Source organism: Enhydrobacter sp., assembly GCA_025808875.1.
In the GTDB taxonomy this organism is placed as follows: domain Bacteria; phylum Pseudomonadota; class Alphaproteobacteria; order Reyranellales; family Reyranellaceae; genus Reyranella.
The window spans coordinates 4973420-4991496 of record CP075528.1; the positions used below are offsets into that span (position 1 = coordinate 4973420).

Below are 18077 nucleotides of genomic sequence, written 5' to 3' on the forward strand. Positions count from 1 at the left end.
GGAGGAGGACGTGGACAAGGCGACGATGGAGCTGCTGGCCAAACGCGCCGGACTGCGCAAGGCCTTGGCCGAGCATCCGGACGACGTCGCCGCCGCCGCCGCCCAGGCCGCCGCCGCGACCGAGCGACTGAAGCCGGTCGACTCCCCCGCCGCCGAGCCGTGGCCGCCGATGCGGCCGGGAGACGGCCTGTGAGCGAGCTGCACCGCCTCTCGGTCGCTCAGGCCGCGACGGCGATAGCCGCCCGGGAGCTTTCGCCGGTCGAGCTGATGCAGGCACTGCTGAGGCGCATCGAGAAGCTCGATCCGACGCTCAATGTCTTCATCCGGCTCGACGCTGAGGGTGCGCTTGCCGAGGCACACGCCGCAGAGAACGAGATCGCGGCGGGCCGTCGGCGTGGGCCGCTGCACGGCGTGCCCGTCGGCATCAAGGACATCGTCGACGTGGCGGGACTGCCGACGACGTGCCACTCGAAGATTCTCGACGGCAATGTCGCCTCGAGCGACGCGGTCTGTGTCTCGAAGCTGCGCCAGGCCGGCGCGATCGTACTGGGCAAGCTCTCGACGCACGAGTTCGCCATCGGCGGGCCGAGCTTCGACCTGCCGTGGCCGCCGGCGCGCAATCCCTGGAATCCCGACCATCATCCCGGCGGCTCCTCGTCGGGCTCGGGCGCGGGCATCGCCGCGGGTCTCTTCCCCATGGCACTGGGTTCCGATACCGGCGGCAGTGTGCGCAATCCGGCGAGCTGCTGTGGCATTGTCGGGCTGAAGCCGACCTACGGTCTCGTATCGCGGCGCGGCGTGTTTCCGCTCTCTTTCACGCTCGACCATGTCGGTCCGATGACCCGCACTGTTAGCGACAATGCGCTGATGCTTAACGCGATTGCAGGCTACGACCCGCTCGATCCGGGCAGCATGGCGGCGCGGGCCGGCCGCTATTCAGAGCGCCTCGAGCGCGGCGTGCGGAACCTCAAGGTCGGATTCGTGCGTCACTTCCACGAGACCGACCTGCCAGCCGATCCCGAGGTCACGGCGGCGCTGCAGCATGTCGCGCGTGAATTGCAGATGGCGGGCGCCGAGGTGCGCGACGCGGTGTTGCCGGCGCTCGGCGAGTTCCGCGACGTCAACCGTGTCATCCTGCAGAGCGAAGCCTGGGCGATCCATGCCCGGTGGCTGCGTGGGCGGCCGGGCGACTACGGCAAGCTGGCGCGCCAGCGCCTGATGGCCGGCGCCTTCATGTCGGCGGGCGACTACGTCCAGGCCCAGCGCCTGCGCACCGCCATGATTGCCCGGGTCGAGGAGGCGTTGCACGACTTCGACGTGCTGCTCTGTGCGAGCTCGATGGATCCAGCCTGCCGCATCGACCATGCGGCCGACGTCGAGCGCACCTATCCGCGCCAGGCACGCACGCCCTTCAACATCACCGGCCATCCCGCCATCGCCATGATGGCTGGCCTTTCCAGCGGAGGGCTGCCGCTCTCGGTACAGTTCGTCGGGCGCTATTTCGACGAGGCGACCCTGTTCCAGGTCGCGCGGGTGTGGGAACTGGCGGCGGGCACCGACAAGAAGTATCCACCGATTTGAGACGGCACTACCGATCCGTCTGGTGCTTGCTCTCGTGCTCGGAATCGGCGGATGTGCCGGTAGCGGGCGAGCGGCCGCGGCCGTCCCCGGAATCGATCGGCGCCACCGGCCGGACGCCGATATCGATGCGGCAGCGGTCGGCCATCGCCGCGTCGACGGCGACCGGCGCTACCTGGCGCCGCTGCTCCTCCGTCGGCACCGTGCCGGTGATCTCGATGGCACCGGCGCGCACTTCGATCGAGAGGCTGCGGGCGTCGATGTTGGCGCGCGTCAGGGCATCGTGAATGGCATCGCGCATGCGTTCGTCGTCGTCGTTCATGTCGAGGCTCCCGGTTACCGACTCGAAACGGATGCCGGCGGGAAGCGTTGCCGGTAATCCGTTGAATTAGCTCTTCTCGTCCGGCCGGCCTTGCCGCGGCCGGGCGTCGCTGCAAGATAGGGGTCCATGAGCAGCAAACGTCAGATGCGCCTCGGCGCCTTCATGCGCCCGGTCAGCATCCACACCGCTTCCTGGCGCTACCCGGGCGGCACGCCCGACGCCAACTTCAATCTCAAGGCGCTGATCGCCTACGCGAAGACGCTCGAGCGCGGCAAGTTCGACGCCTTCTTCATGGCCGACCATCTGGCGGTGTTGAACATGCCGATGGAGGCGCTGAAGCGTAGCGCCACGGTGACATCGTTCGATCCGCTGACGCTCCTGCCCGCACTCGCCCAGCACACCCGGCATCTCGGCCTGATCGCCACCGCTTCGACCACCTTCGAGCCGGCCTATACCATCGCCCGCCGCTTCGCCTCGCTCGACCACATCTCGGAGGGCCGCGCCGGCTGGAACATCGTGACGACGTCCAATCCCGATGCGGCGCAGAATTTCGGCATGGACGACCAGATGGAGCATGACGAGCGCTATGCCCGGGCGCGCGAGTTCTACGACGTCGTGACTGGCCTGTGGGATTCGTGGGCCGACGATGCCTTCATCCGCGACGTCGAGGCCGGCATCTATTTCGATCCCGCCAAGCTCCATGTGCTGAACCACAGGGGCAAGTACCTGAAGGTGCGCGGACCGCTGAACATCGCGCGGCCGATCCAGGGCTGGCCGGTGATCGTGCAGGCGGGCGCATCGGACGCCGGGCGCCAGCTCGCCGCTGAGACGGCCGAGGTCGTGTTTGCCGCCGGCGGCCCGATCGAGGCCGGCCGCGCCTTCTATGCCGACGTGAAAGGCCGCGCCGCCAGGGCCGGGCGCAATCCCGACCACCTCAAGATCCTGCCTGGCGCCTTCGTCGTGATCGGCGAATCGTTGCAGGAGGCGCAGGACAAGCGACTGAAACTCGACAGTCTGGTGAGCTACGACAGCGGCATCGCCGCGCTGTCGATTGCCATCGGCGTCGATGCCCGCAAATTCGATCCCGACGGGCCACTGCCCGAGATCCCCGAGACCAACCAGAGCAAGAGCGGCCGCGAGCGGGTGATCGCGCTCGCCAAGCGCGAGAACCTGACGGTGCGCCAGATCGCCGGACGTCTCGGCGGCTATGGTGGGCTCGGCATGGTGGGCACGCCCGCGATGATCGCCGACCAGATGGAGGAATGGCTGATGACCGGCGCCTGCGACGGCTTCAACGTCATGTTCCCTTACCTGCCGGGCGGCCTCGACGATTTCGTCGACAAGGTCGTTCCCGAGCTGCAGCGCCGCGGTCTCTTCCGCGCCGAGTACGAAGGAAAGACACTGCGCGAGAATCTCGGCCTGCCGCGGCCGGACAATCGCTTCTTCGTGACGGCGGCCAAGGCGGCGGAGTGAGGCCGGGATGGCGTTCGAGGTTTCCGTCGCCAGCATCGACGATGTCGCCCGCATGGCCGACTGGGCGGGCGACGAGGGCTGGAATCCGGGCAACACCGACTGGCTGGCCTTTGCTGCGGCCGATCCCGGCGGCTTCCTGATCGGCCGATTCGACGGCAAGCCCGTCGCCTGCATCTCCGTCGTGAAGTACGGCGCCGGCTTCGGGTTCCTCGGTTTCTACATCGCGCGGCCCGAGATCCGCGGACGGGGCCATGGCATCCAAGTCTGGCGCGCCGGCATGGCGCGACTCGCCGGCCGCAATGTCGGGCTCGATGGCGTGGTGGCGCAGCAAGGCAACTATCGAAAATCGGGCTTTCGGCTCGCCTGGAACAACGTTCGTCACGAAGGCGCCGCGCCGCGCGCCGCTGCGCCGGTGGGTGTTGCGTTGGCGGATGCGCGTGGCGTGCCGTTCCCCAAGCTCGCGGCCTACGACCGCCGCTTTTTTCCCGAAGCGCGCGATTCCTTCCTGGCGCCGTGGTTCGCGCTGCCGGAGCGGGCGTCGGCGGTGGCGTTGCGCGACGGTGAGATCGTCGGCCTTGGCGTGATGCGCGTTTGCCGCGCCGCCTCGCGTGTCGGCCCGCTCTACGCAGCCTCGCCCGACATCGCCGCTGCGCTGGTGAGCGATCTCGCCGCGCGTCTCGGGGCGAAGAGCGTGGCGATCGACGTGCCCGACATCAACAGGCCGGCGATGGCGCTCGCCGGGCAACTTGGCTTGAAGCCTTCATTCGAGACGGCGCGCATGTACACGGGTGCCGACCCTGAAATCGAGTTGGCCGGCCTGTACGGTGTGACGAGCCTCGAACTCGGCTAGACGCCCTCGGCCTCTCCGGATCGCCGCGCGGGAGGGTGCCGGGCGTGCATTGTCCATTCCGATCAATGGCTTGTGGTGTCGGCTTCGGCGGCCTGTGGATGAGTGGACTCCGAGGACCGCAGGGGACTGCGAGGACTCGAGGACGATTCGGCTCCGATGCCGATGGCATCGGCATCGGAGCGGTCCTCGCCGGTGAGGACTCGCGCGAGGACGCAGAAGTGGCTCTACCCCGGCCGGACCGACGCTAGCGTTGTCGGCCGGGCATCAGGGCGAGCCAGAGCGAGATCACCGTCGAACCGATCGCCGCGGCCTGTAGCGGCGACAGCGGCTCGGACAGGATAATGACGCCGCTGATCACGGCGACGATGGGAATGGCGATCGAGGAGAGCGCCGCGACCTGTGCCGGCAGGAGCTTGACCAGGGTGAACCAGGCAGCCGTGCCGAGCGCCATCGGAACGGCGCCGGTGTAGATCGTGGCCACGAGCGCTGTCGTCGATGGCCAGGACGTGGGCAGGCCGTCGATCACCAGGGCCCCCAGCGCGATCGGTGGCCACGACACGGCGACCTGCCAGAAGGTGAGCGACAGGCCCATGCCCGGCCAGTTCGTGCGCTTGACGATGAAAGTGCCGATCGCCCAGCAGAAGCCCGCGCAGAGACCCCAGAACAGGCCCCAGGGCGCGTTGGCGTAGCTGCCGAAGTTGGGGGCCATCAGGGCCACGACGGCGGCGGCGCCGATCAGCAGCGCCAGCAGCAGCCGGCCGGTGAGCGGCTGATGGAAGACGACGAAGCCGATCGCCGCCACCCAGAGCGGCATCGTGTAGGAGAGCACCGAGGCATGCCCCGAGGGGATGTAGAGCACGGCGAGCGAGGTGGCGATGTTCCAGACCAGCAGGTTCATCGAGGAGGCGGCGACCAGCGGCAGCCACTTGTCGCGCGGTACGGCGAAGGATTCGCCGCGCAGGCGCAACAGGCAATAGAGCACGACGAGGGCGGCAGTCAGCACGATCGTGCGGAAGGTGAGCACCGGCAGTTCGGCGAGCGCGATGCTGAACAGCGGCCAGTTGGTCCCCCAAACGAACGTGAGCAGGGCCAGTAGCGCCAGCACCTTGGGCGAGACGCGAGTCATCACGTTGGGACGCGGTCAGGCCTGACGGTCTTCCGGTGCCTGGAGGAAGCAGCCGTCGATGCGCCAGCTCCCGTCGGGGAGCTGCGTCATGGGATAGAAGGCAACGACACGTCTTCCGTCCGGGCCGACGACATCGACCTTCTGCGTGATCTGGCCGTGCAGGGTGACGATCTCGGCAAAATCGAAGACGCGCGGCCGGTAGACCGGCTGGTAACCCTGCCGGACCATATCCATGAAGATGTCGGCACTGCCGAACATCCGCTGGATGCCGGGCGATGCATAGCCGAACGCCCTTTCGCCATCGTCATGCCGGAACGCATCGACTTGGGACTGAATAACGGCGCGGATTGATTGGCGATCGGCCTCGGACAGGGGTGCCGGTTGCGCTTGGGCGCCGAGCGCCAAACCGAGCATCAGCGCGAGGAGGCCGAGAATGCGAAAGGCCATGGCCGCCATCATACGTCGATGGCCATGTCGGCGCGACTCGGGCCGATGATGTCAGCGCTGTGCGGCGCCGAGCTGCGTTGGCGTGCCCGTCGCCGGTGCCGAGACGACCCGACGGGGCATCGGCCGGCCGGGGCCCTGCTGCTGGAAGCCCGGCGTGCCGAGGCGTCCCACATTGATCCCGTAGGAAAGAGCGGCGAGGTTGGTGCGTTCGCGAGCCAGAAATCCATTCTGCCGCGAGATCTCGGCATTGAGGTCGCCGATCAGGCGATCGACGTCCTGGATGGAACGGGTCGCTTCGCCCTCGATAGCGCGCAGGTTGCGATGGTCTTCCTCGACGGCGCCGCCCACGGCATAGGTCGCGCGCACGTTGTCGACGATGTAGCCCGCCACCGAGGCCTGCGTGGTGACCTGGCTCGCCAGAGAATTGAGTTGGCCAAGGCCGAGCGTGATCGCATCGAGCTTGCCCTGGGCATCGTTCCACTGGTTGACGAGCTCGGGATTGCCCGGCGTCGTGCCGGTTTGTAGTCGAGAGGTGATCGAGCCGACCAGCGACGAATAGGCTTGGCTGTCGCTCTGGATCTGGCCGCGCGTGGACGCGAGCTGTCCCTGCTGACGCGAAATGCCGTTGGCGAGCGCCGTTTGGTCGGCACGCAGCTGTTGCACACGCTGACGGACAGTCTGGGTGCCGGTCTGGCTGACTGCTGGACTTCTGGCCCCCTCGCCGCCGCTCCCCGCAGCCGCGAAAGGTCCCCCCTGTTCGCATCCGCTGAGAACGACTGCCGCCAAGAGGAGAGCGGAGCGTCTGACCCAAAGCGCCATCATCGGCCTCGAAACTGCCCTGGCCTGTCTGTTGGGCGCCACCGAAACAAGCCGGCCAAGCAGCACCGGCCCGATTCGGGGCGCCAGCCCCCAAAATCCAGTCGGCGCCATGCTACTTGAAAGAGGGATAAATCGAAAGGCCGTTTTGCCAGCCTTCTGAGCCACTTGGCGGGCGTTATGCAGGCGTCCGTCGCCCCGAATCGCCTTTGCTTGCAAGCCCGGAGCACTTTCATTAGGGTGCGCGCCTCTTTGCCGGGCCTTGTCTAGCAAGGTCATCGGTCGTGCGCCCGTAGCTCAACTGGATAGAGCATCTGACTACGGATCAGAAGGTTAGGAGTTCGAATCTCTTCGGGCGCGCCATTTCTTCGGGTTTTCCTTGGCCTCCATCGAACGCGTTATCCTGATCACCGGCTCGTCCTCGGGCATCGGCGCTGCTTCCGCGCGCCTCTTGGCCGGCCCGGGCCGGGCGATCGTGTTGCACGCCCGCAAGAACCGGGTGGGTGCCGACCGTGTCGCCGTCGATGTCGGCAAGGCGGGCGGCGAAGCCCTCATCCTGGAGGGCGATCTGTCGCGGCCGGAGACCGCCGCCGGCCTGGTCCGACAGGCCACCGACCGGTTCGGACGCCTTGACGTCGTGGTCAGCAACGCGGGTTTCGCCAACCGCCGGCCTGTCGGCGAGGTCGATCGGGCTGCACTGGACGACAGTTTGGCGGCGATGACGGGCGCCTTCTTCGAGTTGGCGACCGCTGCCAAGCCCTGGCTCGTCGAGGCGGGCCGCGGGGGTCGCCTCATCGCCGTGTCGTCGTTCGTAGCTCATGCCTTTTCCCGCGGCATCGTGACCTTTCCCGTCTCGGCGGCGGCCAAGGCGGGGATGGAGGCGCTGGCGCGCGCCGTCGCGGTCGAACTCGCGCCGTCGGGCGCCACGGTCAATTGCGTCGCCCCGGGGTTCATCGAGAAGGATGCCGACGCCCATGCCGCCGTGTCGATCGACATGCGCGACGCCATGAGCGGGATGATCCCGATGCGTCGATACGGCACACCGACCGAGGTGGCGGCGGTGATCGCCTTCCTCGCTTCCGATGCGGCCGCCTACATCACCGGCCAGACCATCCATGTCGACGGCGGCCTCACGCCCTGAGGCCGCAGAGCTCCAGGCTGAGCGCCCGCAAGCGGCTGCGCGCGGCGGCATCGTAGGCCTGCGGATCGGCGCGCGCCTCGCGCAGCACGTTGAAGTAGAGCCCGCTGCGGCCCTCGAGCTCGGGCGACACGGCAAGCCGCAGGATTGCCTCGGCACCATCTTCGACCCGGCTCACGGGCGAGACGCCCGCCTGCCGCACCATGGTGGTGTTCATGTAGGTCGAGGGGTGCAGTGCGTTCGCCGTTACCCCGAATCCCGCGAGTTCCCCGGCGAGGTCGACGGTGAAGAGGATCTGAGCCAGCTTGCTCTGGCAGTAGGCGCGCACGCCGCTGTAGCCGCGTGTCAGCATGACGTCGGAGAAGTCGATCGCCTGCTGGCCCGCCGATGAAACGTTGACGATGCGGGCCGGCGCACTCGCCTTCAGCAGGGGCAGGAGGCGCCGCGTGAGCAGGAATCCCGCGAGGTAGTTGACCGCGAAACGCAGTTCGTGACCGTCGGCGCTCGTTTGCCGCCGCGGGCCGCCGCTGGATGTGCCGATGCCGGCATTGTTCACCAGCAAAGACAAGCTGTCGGTGACACTGGTCACGTCGTCGGCCAGCCGTCTCACCTCGGTGAGCGACGCCAGGTCGGCAGGCATGAACGCTGCCGTGCCCCCGGCACGTTCGATCTCCGACACCAAAGCCGCGCCACGCGCCGCATCGCGCCCGTGCACGAGGACGCGCCAGCCGAGTGCTGCCAGCCGCCGGGCAACGACCCGCCCCACGCCGTCGGTCGAGCCGGTGATGAGCGCCGTCTGCATGATGCCTCTCCGGAAATGCGAACGGCGGGACTTTCGTCCCGCCGTCGAGATCGCGTGGTGGTGCGGTCGATCACAAATGCTTGAGGACGTTCTCCGCCGACGAGACTTCGAACGCGCCGGGTTTCTCGACGAACAGGTCCTTGATGACGCCGTTGTCGACCACCATCGCATAGCGCTGGCTGCGCTTGCCGAGGCCGGCCTTGCTCGCGTCGAGCGTCAAACCCATGGCCTCGGTGAACTCGCAGTTGCCGTCGGCCAGCATAATGACCTTGTCGCCTGCCTTCTGGTCCTTGCCCCAGGCGCCCATCACGAACGCGTCGTTGACGGAGACGCAGGCGATGGTGTCGATGCCCTTGCCCTTGAACTTGTCAGCGTCGGCCACGAAACCGGGCACGTGCTTTGCCGAACAAGTGGGTGTGAAGGCACCGGGCAAGGCGAACATCACCACCTTCTTGCCGGGTGCGAAAAGTTCTTCGGTCGTGATCGCTTTCGGGCCTTCCGGGCCCATCATGCGCAACGTGGCGCTGGGCACCTTGTCGCCGACTTTGGCCATGCCAATGCTCCCTTTTTCAGACTCGTGGACCCTAGGCGAGGGGTTGCGCTTTGTCCATGGCACGGACCTCCTTGACCTTTGACCGGACAATCCCCATGCATTTGAGGGAACATATCGACATGTCCGGGTCCAGCTCTCCTGCCGCTTCGTTGGTCGGCCGCTTCCTGGTCGCAGCGCCCACCATGCCTGACGAGCGCTTCCAAAAGAGCGTGGTCTTCGTATGCAAACACGACGACGACGGCGCGCTGGGAATCATCGTCAACAACAAGGTCGAGGATTTGCCACTTGCCCAAGTCTACAAGCAGCTCGGCATCGACGCTGCGACAGCGGTCGCCGAACGGCCCGTCTTGTTCGGCGGCCCTGTCGAGACGTCACGCGGACTCGTCCTGCATTCGGCGGACTACAAGCGCGACGAGACCTTGATGATCGACGAAAATCTCGCGCTCACCGCATCGCTCGAAATCCTCAAGGACATGGCCGGCGGCACCGGTCCGAAGCAGGCGTGGCTGGCGCTCGGCCATTCGGGCTGGGCGCCGGGGCAGCTCGATCGCGAGATGCAGGACAATGCCTGGCTGGTCGTCGACGGCGATCCCGATCTGGTGTTCGATTCGAACTTCGACGCGAAGTGGCAGCGGGCGCTCGATCGTCTCGGCAGCAAGAGCGGCTTTCGCGGTCATTTCGACCCGGCGTCCTACTCGACGCAAACGGGCCGCGCCTGACGCAATTGCGTCAGGTATGCAATTCTCGACTGTAGATTGCACTTCCTTTCCCCAGGACGACGGACTTATAGAGGAAGCAGCACGGCGGCATTCCTCCCTTTGCGCGCCGCGCGCGTACCCGGGACGTCTTCGCTCCCTTCCCCAACCCCGGAGCGGTGACGTCCCGCTTGTTTGGGCGAACTACTCCGCCGCCACGGCCTGGTGGGCGGGATCGGCGTAGGCGGCCAGCAGGCTCTTCTCGCGCTCCTTCGCCGCCTTCACGTTCTTCTCCTTGATGTGGCCGAAGCCACGCATGCTCTCGGGCACGGAGGCGATCTGCACCGCGAGCGCGTGGTTGTCCTGGCCGAGCGTGGCCAAGATCCTGTCGATGGTGGCTTCGTACTCGCCGATCAACCGGCGTTCCGTCTTGCGCTCCTCGGTGTAGCCGAAAATGTCGAGCTTCGTGCCGCGCAAGCGCTTCAACCCCGCAAGCAAGCGGAAGGCCGGAAGCATCCAGGCGCCGAACTCGCTCTTCTGCAGCTGGCCGGTCGTCGGATCACGCTCGGCGAACAACGGCGGGGCGAGATGGAAGGTGAGCTTGTAGTCGCCTTCGAACTGCTGGCCGAGCTTCTTCAGGAAGTCGCTGTCGCTGTAGAGGCGGGCAACCTCGTACTCGTCCTTGTAGGCCATCAGCTTGTAGAGCGACTTGGCGACGGCCTCGGCGAGGCCCGAACGACCGCGCGCCCTCTCCTTTTCCGCTCTGGCGACCTTGTCGACGAACGTGCGGTAGCGCTCGGCGTACGCCTTGTCCTGGTAGGACGTCAGCAGTTCGACTCGCTTGCTCACGATCTCGGCCAGGGTGCGTGCGACCGGCTTCTCGACGCGCAGCGTGGGCTTGGCGGCCGCCTGCACGGCGGCGAGATTGTGCGCCGCCAACCGGCCCCAGGCGAAGGTGCGCTTGGAGGTGTCGACCGATACGCCGTTGAGCTCGATCGCCCGCTCGATGGCATCGAGCGACAGCGGCACAAGACCTTTCTGCCAGGCGTAGCCGAGCATGAAGAGGTTGGTGGCGATCGAATCGCCCAGGATCGCGGTGGCGAGGCCCGTACCGTCGACGAACGAGACGGCCTCGTCGCCGGCGGCATCGCGGATGGTCTTCATCATGGCCTCGGCCCCGAGATCCATGTCGCCATTCATGACGAACGCGGCGACCGGCTGGACGTAGCCGTTGATGACCGCCTTGGTGACGCCCTGCTCGATGCGCGACAGCGCCGCGGGCGAGGCCGCCACGACCATGTCGCAGCCCAGGACCAGGTTGGCGCCGCCGGCGGCGATGCGCACGGCATGCAGATCCTCGGGTTTCGGCGCGAGCCGCACGTGACTCATCACTGCGCCGTTCTTCTGGGCAAGGCCGGTGAAGTCGAGCACGGTGCAGCCCTTGCCCTCGAGGTGGGCGGCCATGCCGATCAGCGCGCCCACGGTGATGACGCCCGTGCCGCCGATGCCGGTGATCAGGATTCCGTAGGCTTCACTGAGCGGCCGCAAGGTCGGCATCGGCAGAGACGCGAAGGGATCGTCCTGCACGACCTTGAGGTTCGGTCGGCGCGCCCTGCGCACGGCGCCGCCATGCACCGAGACGAAGCTCGGACAGAAGCCGTTCAGGCAGGAGAAGTCCTTGTTGCAGTTGCTCTGGTCGATCTGGCGCTTGCGGCCGAGCTCGGTCTCGAGCGGCTTGACCGACACGCAGTTGCTTTTGTCCGAGCAGTCGCCACAACCCTCGCAGACCGCGTCGTTGATGAACACGCGCTTGGCCGGATCGGGGAAGGTGCCGCGCTTGCGCCGCCGCCGCTTCTCGGCGGCGCAGGTCTGGTCGTAGACGATGACGGTGAGTCCCGGAATGTCGCGCAATTCGCGCTGTACGGCATCGAGCTCGTCGCGATGGCGAATCGTGACGCCGTGCGCGAAGCCTGGATTGAGGCCGTACTTGTCGGGCTCGTCGGTGACGACGACGACGCGCTTGGCGCCTTCGGCGGCGACCTGCTTGGTGATCTCCGGCACCGTCAGCGGCCCATCGTGCGGCTGGCCGCCGGTCATGGCGACCGCGTCGTTGAACAGGATCTTGTAGGTGATGTTGACTCCGGCCGCCGCCGCCTGCCGGATCGCCATCAAGCCGGAGTGATAGTAGGTGCCGTCGCCGAGGTTCTGGAAGATGTGGTTGTCGCCACTGAACGGCGCCTGGCCGACCCACGGCACGCCCTCGCCACCCATGTGGCTGATCAATGCCGTCCGACGTTCAGGCATCCAGATCGCCATGCCGTGGCAGCCGATGCCGGCCATGGCGCGGCTGCCGTCGGGCACGCGCGTCGAGGTGTTGTGCGGGCAGCCGGAGCAGAAGAACGGCGTACGCGCCACTTTGGGCGGCGGTGCGGCCAGCAGCTTCTCCTTGGCTTCGAGACGGGCCAGACGCTGGCGCAGCTCGGGCGATTCGCCGCTGTGCTTCATCAGCCGGCCGGCGATCACCATGGCGACGCCGGTCGGGGTGAGCTCGCCCTCGCTCGGCAGGATGATGCGGCCCGTTTCGTCGGACTTGCCGATCACCAGCGGACGGCTGCTGGCCGGGGCATTGTAGAGGATGGCGACGAGCTGGTCCTCGAGGTTGGAGCGCTTCTCCTCGATGACGATGACTTCCTGCAGTCCCTCGGCGAAGCGCCGTGCACCTTCCGGTTCGAGCGGCCAGGTGACGCCGACCTTGTAGAGGCGGATACCCAGCTCGCGCGCGCGCTGCTCGCCGATGCCGAGATCCTCCAGCGCCTGGCGCGTGTCGAGATAGGCCTTGCCCGTGGTCATGATGCCGATGCGCGCCTTGTGTCCCGACTGCACTGGATCGATCACCACCTTGTCGAAGCCGTTGGCGCGCACGAAGGCGCGCACGGCCGCCATCTTCGGTCCGTGCAGGCGCTTCTCGGCTTCGAGCGGTGGGTCGGGATTGCGCATGCCCAGCCCGCCCGGCGGCAGCTGGAAGTCGGTCGGCATGGCGATCTTGATGCGTTCGGGATCGACCCACACGGAAGCGCCTGACTCGACGGTCTCGGAGATCGCCTTGAAGCCGACCCAGCAGCCCGAGTAGCGCGACAGCGCGAAGCCCAGGATGCCGAAGTCGAGGTATTCCTGCACGTTGGCCGGGTTGACGACGGGAATCATCGCCGCCGAAAAGACCTGCTCGCTTTGGTGCGGCAGGGTCGAGGACTGGCAGCCATGATCGTCGCCTGCCAGGGCGATGACGCCGCCGTGCGGCGACGAGCCGGCGGCGTTGCCGTGCTTGAGCACGTCCATCGAGCGATCGACGCCAGGGCCCTTGCCGTACCAGATGGCGAAGACGCCATCGACCTTGGCGCCAGGGAAGAGATTGACCTGCTGGGTGCCCCACACCGCGGTCGCCGCGAGATCCTCGTTGAGGCCCGGCTGGAAGTGGATGTTGTTTTCCTTGAGGTAGCGCTTCGCCCCCCACAGGGCATTGTCGTACATGCCGAGCGGCGAGCCGCGATAGCCGGAGATGAAGCCGCCGGTGTTGAGCCCGGCCGCGGCGTCGCGCTGCTTCTGCATCATCGGCAGGCGCACCAGCGCCTGGATGCCGGTGAGGTAGACTCGGCCCTTGCCGAGGCGATAGCGGTCCTCGAGGGCGTAGTCACCGAAGACGAGGGGAAGAGGAGTGTCTGTGGTCATCGCGCGAGGCCCTCCGGGCGGCAGCGTGAATGGGCGTTCACGGCAGCATAGCCCCTCGCGGCCACCTTAGAAGGGGGGAATTTCGCAGCCACTGCAGCATGTGTCCCGGTGGACAATGCCGCCATCGGCGTCCAGCTTGCGCGGTGATACTCGTTATGGTGGTATCGATGTGCGCACGTCGCGCGCTTCGGTCGTGCTGACCGGGTGCCGAACGATCGATGGTCGGCAGGCAGAGGGGGCTGCGAATGCCGCTGGTCTATCAGCAACCCGCGCGTTCCTTGGGGGTGGGCGAGTCCGACCGAGCGCTGGTTCGCGCCCTGCAGCGCGACCTGCGCAGCCTCGGCTACCTTCGTTCCGGCATCGATGGTGACTTCGGTGCCGGCACGGCGCAGGCAGTACGGTCGCTGACCTGGGACTTGTTGCACAACAAGGGCGCGTCGACCGGCAACGACGGCCCGGCGCCGGTCGCCATCGCCGACTACAACAGGGGCAGGGTCGCGGCCGTCGTCGCGGTGATCGACGAAAGAGTCGCTGCCTGCATTGCCGATCTGCTGGCCGACCCGCGCGTGCCAAAATTGCCCTCCAGCGCCGATCCTGCCGCCGCCAATCGCGAGGCACTCGCGGCAATCCGCGCCATGGTGGGACACAAGGCACCGCCGCCCTTCATCGCCGCCATGATCCGACAGGAAAGCAGCGCGATGCACTTCAGGGTGCCCGGCGGCAACGATCACGACGACTTCGTGGTGGTCGGCCTCGATCGCAACGTCGCCGGCAACCAGGACATCGTCACCTCGCGCGGCTATGGCGTTGGGCAGTACACGTTGTTTCATCATCCGCCGCGTCCGGAGGAGGTCGAGGATTTCATCGTCGATCCGGTGCGCAACGTGGCGCATGCGTTCGGCGAACTGCGCCTGAAGTTCGACAAATGGATCGCCGGGCCCATCGACAGGGCCGACGACCGCAGCCGCGAGCATCCTCTGCTGAAGGAACCGAGGCTTTGCCGCTATGCGCCGGCCGACCCGCGCTACATGCGCGATTGCCGGGCCTGCGCGGCCGCCGCGCGAAAGGTCGACATCGAGCGTGGCACGCCCGCCTATGAGGGTGCCTCGATCCGCTACGACGTCACGCAGTACTACCGCTCGGCGACCTATGGCGGTGTGCCCGACCGCTCGGATTTCCTGTGCGACTGGCCCTATGCCGCGCGGCGCTACAACGGCGGCGGCATCAACTCCTTCCACTACCAGACACGCATCCTGCTCAACCTGCTGTCCGAGCCACCCGCTTCCTGGAGCTGACGATGTCCCTTGGTGCCGTCATCGAGGTCATGATCGGCCTTGTCTTCACCTACCTCCTGCTCGCTATCATGGTGTCGGGCGTTCAGGAGATCGTCGCCGGCAAGCTCCAATGGCGCGGCAAGGACCTGCGCCAAGGCATCGCCGGCCTGCTCGCCGGGCTCGACAAGAACGGCAAGCCGCATTCCACCCTCTTCGAGACGGTGTTCGGGCACGCCTTGATCGCCGACCTGTCGAAGAAGGGCCTGCCGTCCTATGTTCCGGCGCGCAATTTCTCGCTTGCCTTGTTCGAGGCACTGAAACAGGGCGGCAGCGGACCGCTCTTCAGCCGGATCGAGCAGGGCGTGACGGCGCTGCCCAGCGGCACGGCGCGGCAGAGTCTCACGGCATTCCTCTCCGAGGCGAAGGGCGACGTCGATGCCCTGCAGAAGCGAGTGGAGGTCTGGTTCGACGACGGCATGGACCGGTTGACCGGCGAGTACCGCCGCTTTTCGACCTACTTCACGCTCCTCTTCGGCTTCGCCCTGGCCGTCGTGCTGAACGTCGATTCGATCAATCTCGCGCGCTCGCTGTGGTCGGACCCGGCGTTGCGTGCCGCAGTCGTGGCGTCGGCCGAGCAGTACGCCCAAGCGAACAAGGACGGGCCGCCGGCCGTCGCGGCCGATCCGAAGGAGACCCTGAACAGGGCGCGCTGCGACCTTGCCGTGCTCGGGTTGCCGATCGGCTGGCGCGACACCGACGCGATCGCCAGGACTTGCAAGGAAGGCAGCGGCCCGGATCTCGCGAAGGAGGCGAAGACGGCCTACGGACTGTTCGAGGATCGGCTGTTCAAGAAGGACGGATCGGGTCTCTGGCTGTTCCTCGGCTGGGCGATCACCGCATTGGCCGTGTCGTTCGGCGCACCGTTCTGGTTCACTGCCCTTCAGAAGCTGCTCAACATGCGCAATGCGGGCCCCAAGCCCCCGCGCTCCGACAGCGGCGAACAGGGGGTGCGCACATGACGCCGCCGGAACTGGAACGAGGCGACGACGAGCCCGAGAAGCTGACGCCAGCCGAGATCGACGAGTTTTTCCCGGTCAAGACGCAGCCGGTGCCGAACCGCACCTTCGAACTCGGACTGGTGCTCGGCGGAACGGTCTCGGCGGGCGCCTACACCGGCGGCGTGCTGGATTTCCTGGTGGAGGCACTCGACGCCTGGCAGAAGGCGCAGGACGCCGGCCACCCGGATGTGCCTCGCCACCGTGTGGTGATCACCACAATCGCCGGCGCTTCGGGCGGTGCCATCAACGGCGCGATCCTGCTGCGCGGAGCGGGACGGGAATTCCCGCATGGTGCGCATGCCGACAATCCGTTCTTCCATACATGGACCGAGGGCGTCGACCTGATGAAGCTGCTGTCGCCGGTCGGCGACAGCGCGGGCCTTGCATCGGTGCTCAATTGCAAGCCGATCGAGGATACCGCCGAGATGGCGATCGCCTGGAACAAGGGCAGCCCTCTCGGTACCTCGACCTCGCCGGCGCAACGATCCTATCTCGCCGATCCGCTGCGCCTGTTCATGACCGTGGGCAACGTCACCGGCATCCCCTACAGCCTGCCGCTGGAGGGTGAGAGCGGCCTTGCCCATGAACTGGTGGCGCATGCCGACTACCTCCGCTTCGCCCTCGCCGTGTCGGGCGGTGTCGCGCAGCAGCCGGCATCGCGACCGGATGAGTTTGCCCTGTCGTCGGCATCGATGGCCAACTGGACGCTCGTCCGCGATGCAGCCCTTGCGACCAGCGCCTTTCCGTTCGCCTTCAAGGCAAGGCGCCTGGAGCGCGCCCTGAAGGTCACCGGATACCGGGCCTTCGCCATTCCCGACGAGTCCGGCGCCGGTACGACGGTCAAGCAGCTCGTGCCGCGCTGGAAGTCGCTGCCGCGCGGCGAGAGCGATTCGGACGTTGCGCCGTTCGCCAATGTCGACGGCGGCACTTTCAACAACGAACCCATGGACCTTGCACGCACGGCCATGGCGGGAATGGGCAGTCGCAATCCGCGCAAGGCGGACGAAGCACGGCGCGCCATCGTCGTCATCGATCCCTTCACTGATGCTGAAATGCTCAGTGTTCCCGATACCGGCAAGCTGACGGCGATGCTGGGACCGTTGTTGGGTGCGTTGATCCAGCAGCCGCGCTTCAAGCCCCATGATCTCGCGCTCGCGGACAGCGAGAACGTCTACAGTCGCTTCCTGGTCGCACCGGTGCGATGGGGAGGCACGGCCAAGATCGTCGGCAAGGCGGCTATCGCCTCGGGCGGGCTGGGGGGCTTTCTGGGGTTCGTCGACGCCAAATTGCTGCGTCACGACTACATGCTGGGCCGGGTGAACGCTTATGGCTTTCTGAAGAGGCATCTGATGATGCCGGAGGACGCCGGCAATCCGCTGTTCGCCGGCTGGACCGACGACCAGAAGAACGAGTATCGGCACGTCGATCCCAAGACCGGCGACAAGTTCCTGCCGATCATCCCCCTGATGAAGGGGATCGCCGAACCCAAGCCGATCGATTGGCCGGCACCGACCGATCTACCCCCAGGGTTCTCCAGGGCGGTCGATGCCCGCCTCGACCTGATCTACCGCAAGGTGAAGCAGGAGCTGCTGACGTCGCGCTTCTTCCGGTTCCTGACCGACGTGGGCCTCGCGCTGCCGTGGGCCATCTTCATCCGGCCCAGATTGCGCAACGCCATCGTTGAGGCGTTGACCAAGGGCCTGCGCGCCCAGAAGCTCTAATTCGTCGGCTTCTTGCCGGCCTTGTAGTTGGCGATCGCCGCCTTTAGCTGGCGATACTCGGTGCAGCCGAAGACGCAGAGCGAGTCGAGTCGCGCCAGGTGCTGTTCGGCTTCCGGCAAGCGGTCGAGCATCAGGTACGCCTCGCCGACATATTCATGCGCACCGATGTGCTTGGGGTCGATGGTGAGAGCCTGGCTGTAGTACTGCAGCGAGCCGTTCGGATCGCCCGACTTGCGCGTGGCGAAGCCCATCAGGTTGTAGGCATCGGCGTTCTTGGGGTCCTTGGCGACGACCTGCTGCAGGAGGGGCATCGCGCCCTTGTAGTCCTTGGCCTCGATCATCGCCTTGGCGCGGGCAAAGTTCGGATCGGCTGCGGCCCTGGGCGTGCTGTCGACGGTGCCGCCGCCGCCCGCCGCGAAGCTGACCGGCGCCAGGGCAAGGGCCATCGTGGCCACGGTAACGAGAAGCATTGCGCGCATGGAGAACCTCCTGTCCGGC

General features: G+C 66.8%; 17 protein-coding genes and 1 tRNA gene. 10 read left to right on the forward strand and 8 right to left on the reverse strand.

The genetic code is table 11. The features are described from left to right. The first annotated feature begins 10 nt into the window (after positions 1-10). Both KIT25_24665 and KIT25_24670 read left to right on the forward strand, forming a co-directional pair. Positions 11-193: a hypothetical protein gene (locus tag KIT25_24665; protein UYN95165.1), complete on the forward strand. Its 183-nt coding sequence runs from the start codon at positions 11-13 to the stop codon at positions 191-193. After that, positions 190-1581: an amidase gene (locus tag KIT25_24670; protein ID UYN95166.1), complete on the forward strand. Its 1392-nt coding sequence runs from the start codon at positions 190-192 to the stop codon at positions 1579-1581. Before KIT25_24665 ends, KIT25_24670 begins: the two co-directional genes overlap by 4 nt. A 7-nt stretch (positions 1582-1588) precedes the next feature. Here the strand turns inward: KIT25_24670 and KIT25_24675 are convergent, their stop codons facing one another. Continuing rightward, on the reverse strand, positions 1589-1900 hold the full coding sequence (locus KIT25_24675) for a BON domain-containing protein (GenBank protein ID UYN95167.1): 312 nt from the start codon (positions 1898-1900) through the stop codon (positions 1589-1591). Positions 1901-2044: 144 nt separating this feature from the next. On the opposite strand from KIT25_24675, the gene KIT25_24680 reads away from it, so the two are divergent. Further along, on the forward strand, positions 2045-3373 hold the full coding sequence (locus KIT25_24680) for an LLM class flavin-dependent oxidoreductase (protein UYN98054.1): 1329 nt from the start codon (positions 2045-2047) through the stop codon (positions 3371-3373). A 7-nt stretch (positions 3374-3380) separates the two neighbouring features. Then, positions 3381-4223, forward strand: coding sequence for a GNAT family N-acetyltransferase (locus tag KIT25_24685; GenBank protein ID UYN95168.1), 843 nt, complete (start codon positions 3381-3383; stop codon positions 4221-4223). Positions 4224-4467: 244 nt separating this feature from the next. Here KIT25_24685 and KIT25_24690 read toward each other — a convergent pair whose 3' ends face one another. From KIT25_24690 to KIT25_24700, 3 genes are read right to left on the reverse strand one after another with little or no spacing between them, the layout of a single operon-like run. Further along, positions 4468-5352, reverse strand: a complete 885-nt coding sequence (locus KIT25_24690) for a DMT family transporter (protein ID UYN95169.1) — start codon at positions 5350-5352, stop codon at positions 4468-4470. Positions 5353-5364: 12 nt separating this feature from the next. Beyond that, a complete protein-coding gene (locus tag KIT25_24695; GenBank protein ID UYN95170.1) occupies positions 5365-5796 on the reverse strand; it encodes a DUF4864 domain-containing protein in 432 nt (143 codons plus the stop codon). 51 nt (positions 5797-5847) lie between these two features. Continuing rightward, complete coding sequence (locus tag KIT25_24700; GenBank protein UYN95171.1) at positions 5848-6459, reverse strand: hypothetical protein; 612 nt, start codon at positions 6457-6459, stop codon at positions 5848-5850. A gap of 439 nt (positions 6460-6898) precedes the next feature. Between KIT25_24700 and KIT25_24705 the strand changes: the two genes are divergently transcribed. Together KIT25_24705 and KIT25_24710 are read left to right on the forward strand one after the other, a co-directional pair. Then, positions 6899-6975, forward strand: a tRNA-Arg gene (locus KIT25_24705). 16 nt (positions 6976-6991) lie between these two features. Beyond that, the gene (locus tag KIT25_24710) at positions 6992-7753 is read left to right on the forward strand and encodes an SDR family oxidoreductase (protein ID UYN95172.1); all 762 of its coding nucleotides are present in this window, start codon (positions 6992-6994) and stop codon (positions 7751-7753) included. Here the strand turns inward: KIT25_24710 and KIT25_24715 are convergent. Then, positions 7743-8552: an SDR family NAD(P)-dependent oxidoreductase gene (locus KIT25_24715; GenBank protein UYN95173.1), complete on the reverse strand. Its 810-nt coding sequence runs from the start codon at positions 8550-8552 to the stop codon at positions 7743-7745. The two genes, KIT25_24710 and KIT25_24715, sit on opposite strands and share 11 nt — an antisense overlap. 70 nt (positions 8553-8622) lie before the next feature. Further along, complete coding sequence (locus tag KIT25_24720) at positions 8623-9105, reverse strand: peroxiredoxin (protein UYN95174.1); 483 nt, start codon at positions 9103-9105, stop codon at positions 8623-8625. Between the two features lie 119 nt (positions 9106-9224). Between KIT25_24720 and KIT25_24725 the strand changes: the two genes are divergently transcribed. Then, on the forward strand, positions 9225-9824 hold the full coding sequence (locus tag KIT25_24725; GenBank protein UYN95175.1) for a YqgE/AlgH family protein: 600 nt from the start codon (positions 9225-9227) through the stop codon (positions 9822-9824). A 180-nt stretch (positions 9825-10004) separates the two neighbouring features. Here KIT25_24725 and KIT25_24730 read toward each other — a convergent pair whose 3' ends face one another. Continuing rightward, a complete protein-coding gene (locus KIT25_24730) occupies positions 10005-13526 on the reverse strand; it encodes an indolepyruvate ferredoxin oxidoreductase family protein (protein ID UYN95176.1) in 3522 nt (1173 codons plus the stop codon). A gap of 245 nt (positions 13527-13771) precedes the next feature. On the opposite strand from KIT25_24730, the gene KIT25_24735 reads away from it, so the two are divergent. The 3 genes from KIT25_24735 to KIT25_24745 are packed head-to-tail and all read left to right on the forward strand — an operon-like array spanning position 13772 to position 17579. Next, on the forward strand, positions 13772-14821 hold the full coding sequence (locus KIT25_24735; GenBank protein ID UYN95177.1) for a peptidoglycan-binding protein: 1050 nt from the start codon (positions 13772-13774) through the stop codon (positions 14819-14821). A 2-nt stretch (positions 14822-14823) separates the two neighbouring features. Then, positions 14824-15819, forward strand: coding sequence for a hypothetical protein (locus KIT25_24740; GenBank protein ID UYN95178.1), 996 nt, complete (start codon positions 14824-14826; stop codon positions 15817-15819). Continuing rightward, entirely contained in the window at positions 15816-17579 is a 1764-nt protein-coding gene (locus KIT25_24745; GenBank protein ID UYN95179.1) for a patatin-like phospholipase family protein, read from the forward strand. The genes KIT25_24740 and KIT25_24745 overlap by 4 nt, the downstream gene beginning before the upstream one ends. Here the strand turns inward: KIT25_24745 and KIT25_24750 are convergent. Further along, positions 17576-18058, reverse strand: a complete 483-nt coding sequence (locus tag KIT25_24750; GenBank protein ID UYN95180.1) for a tetratricopeptide repeat protein — start codon at positions 18056-18058, stop codon at positions 17576-17578. The two genes, KIT25_24745 and KIT25_24750, sit on opposite strands and share 4 nt — an antisense overlap. Positions 18059-18077 lie beyond the last annotated feature (19 nt).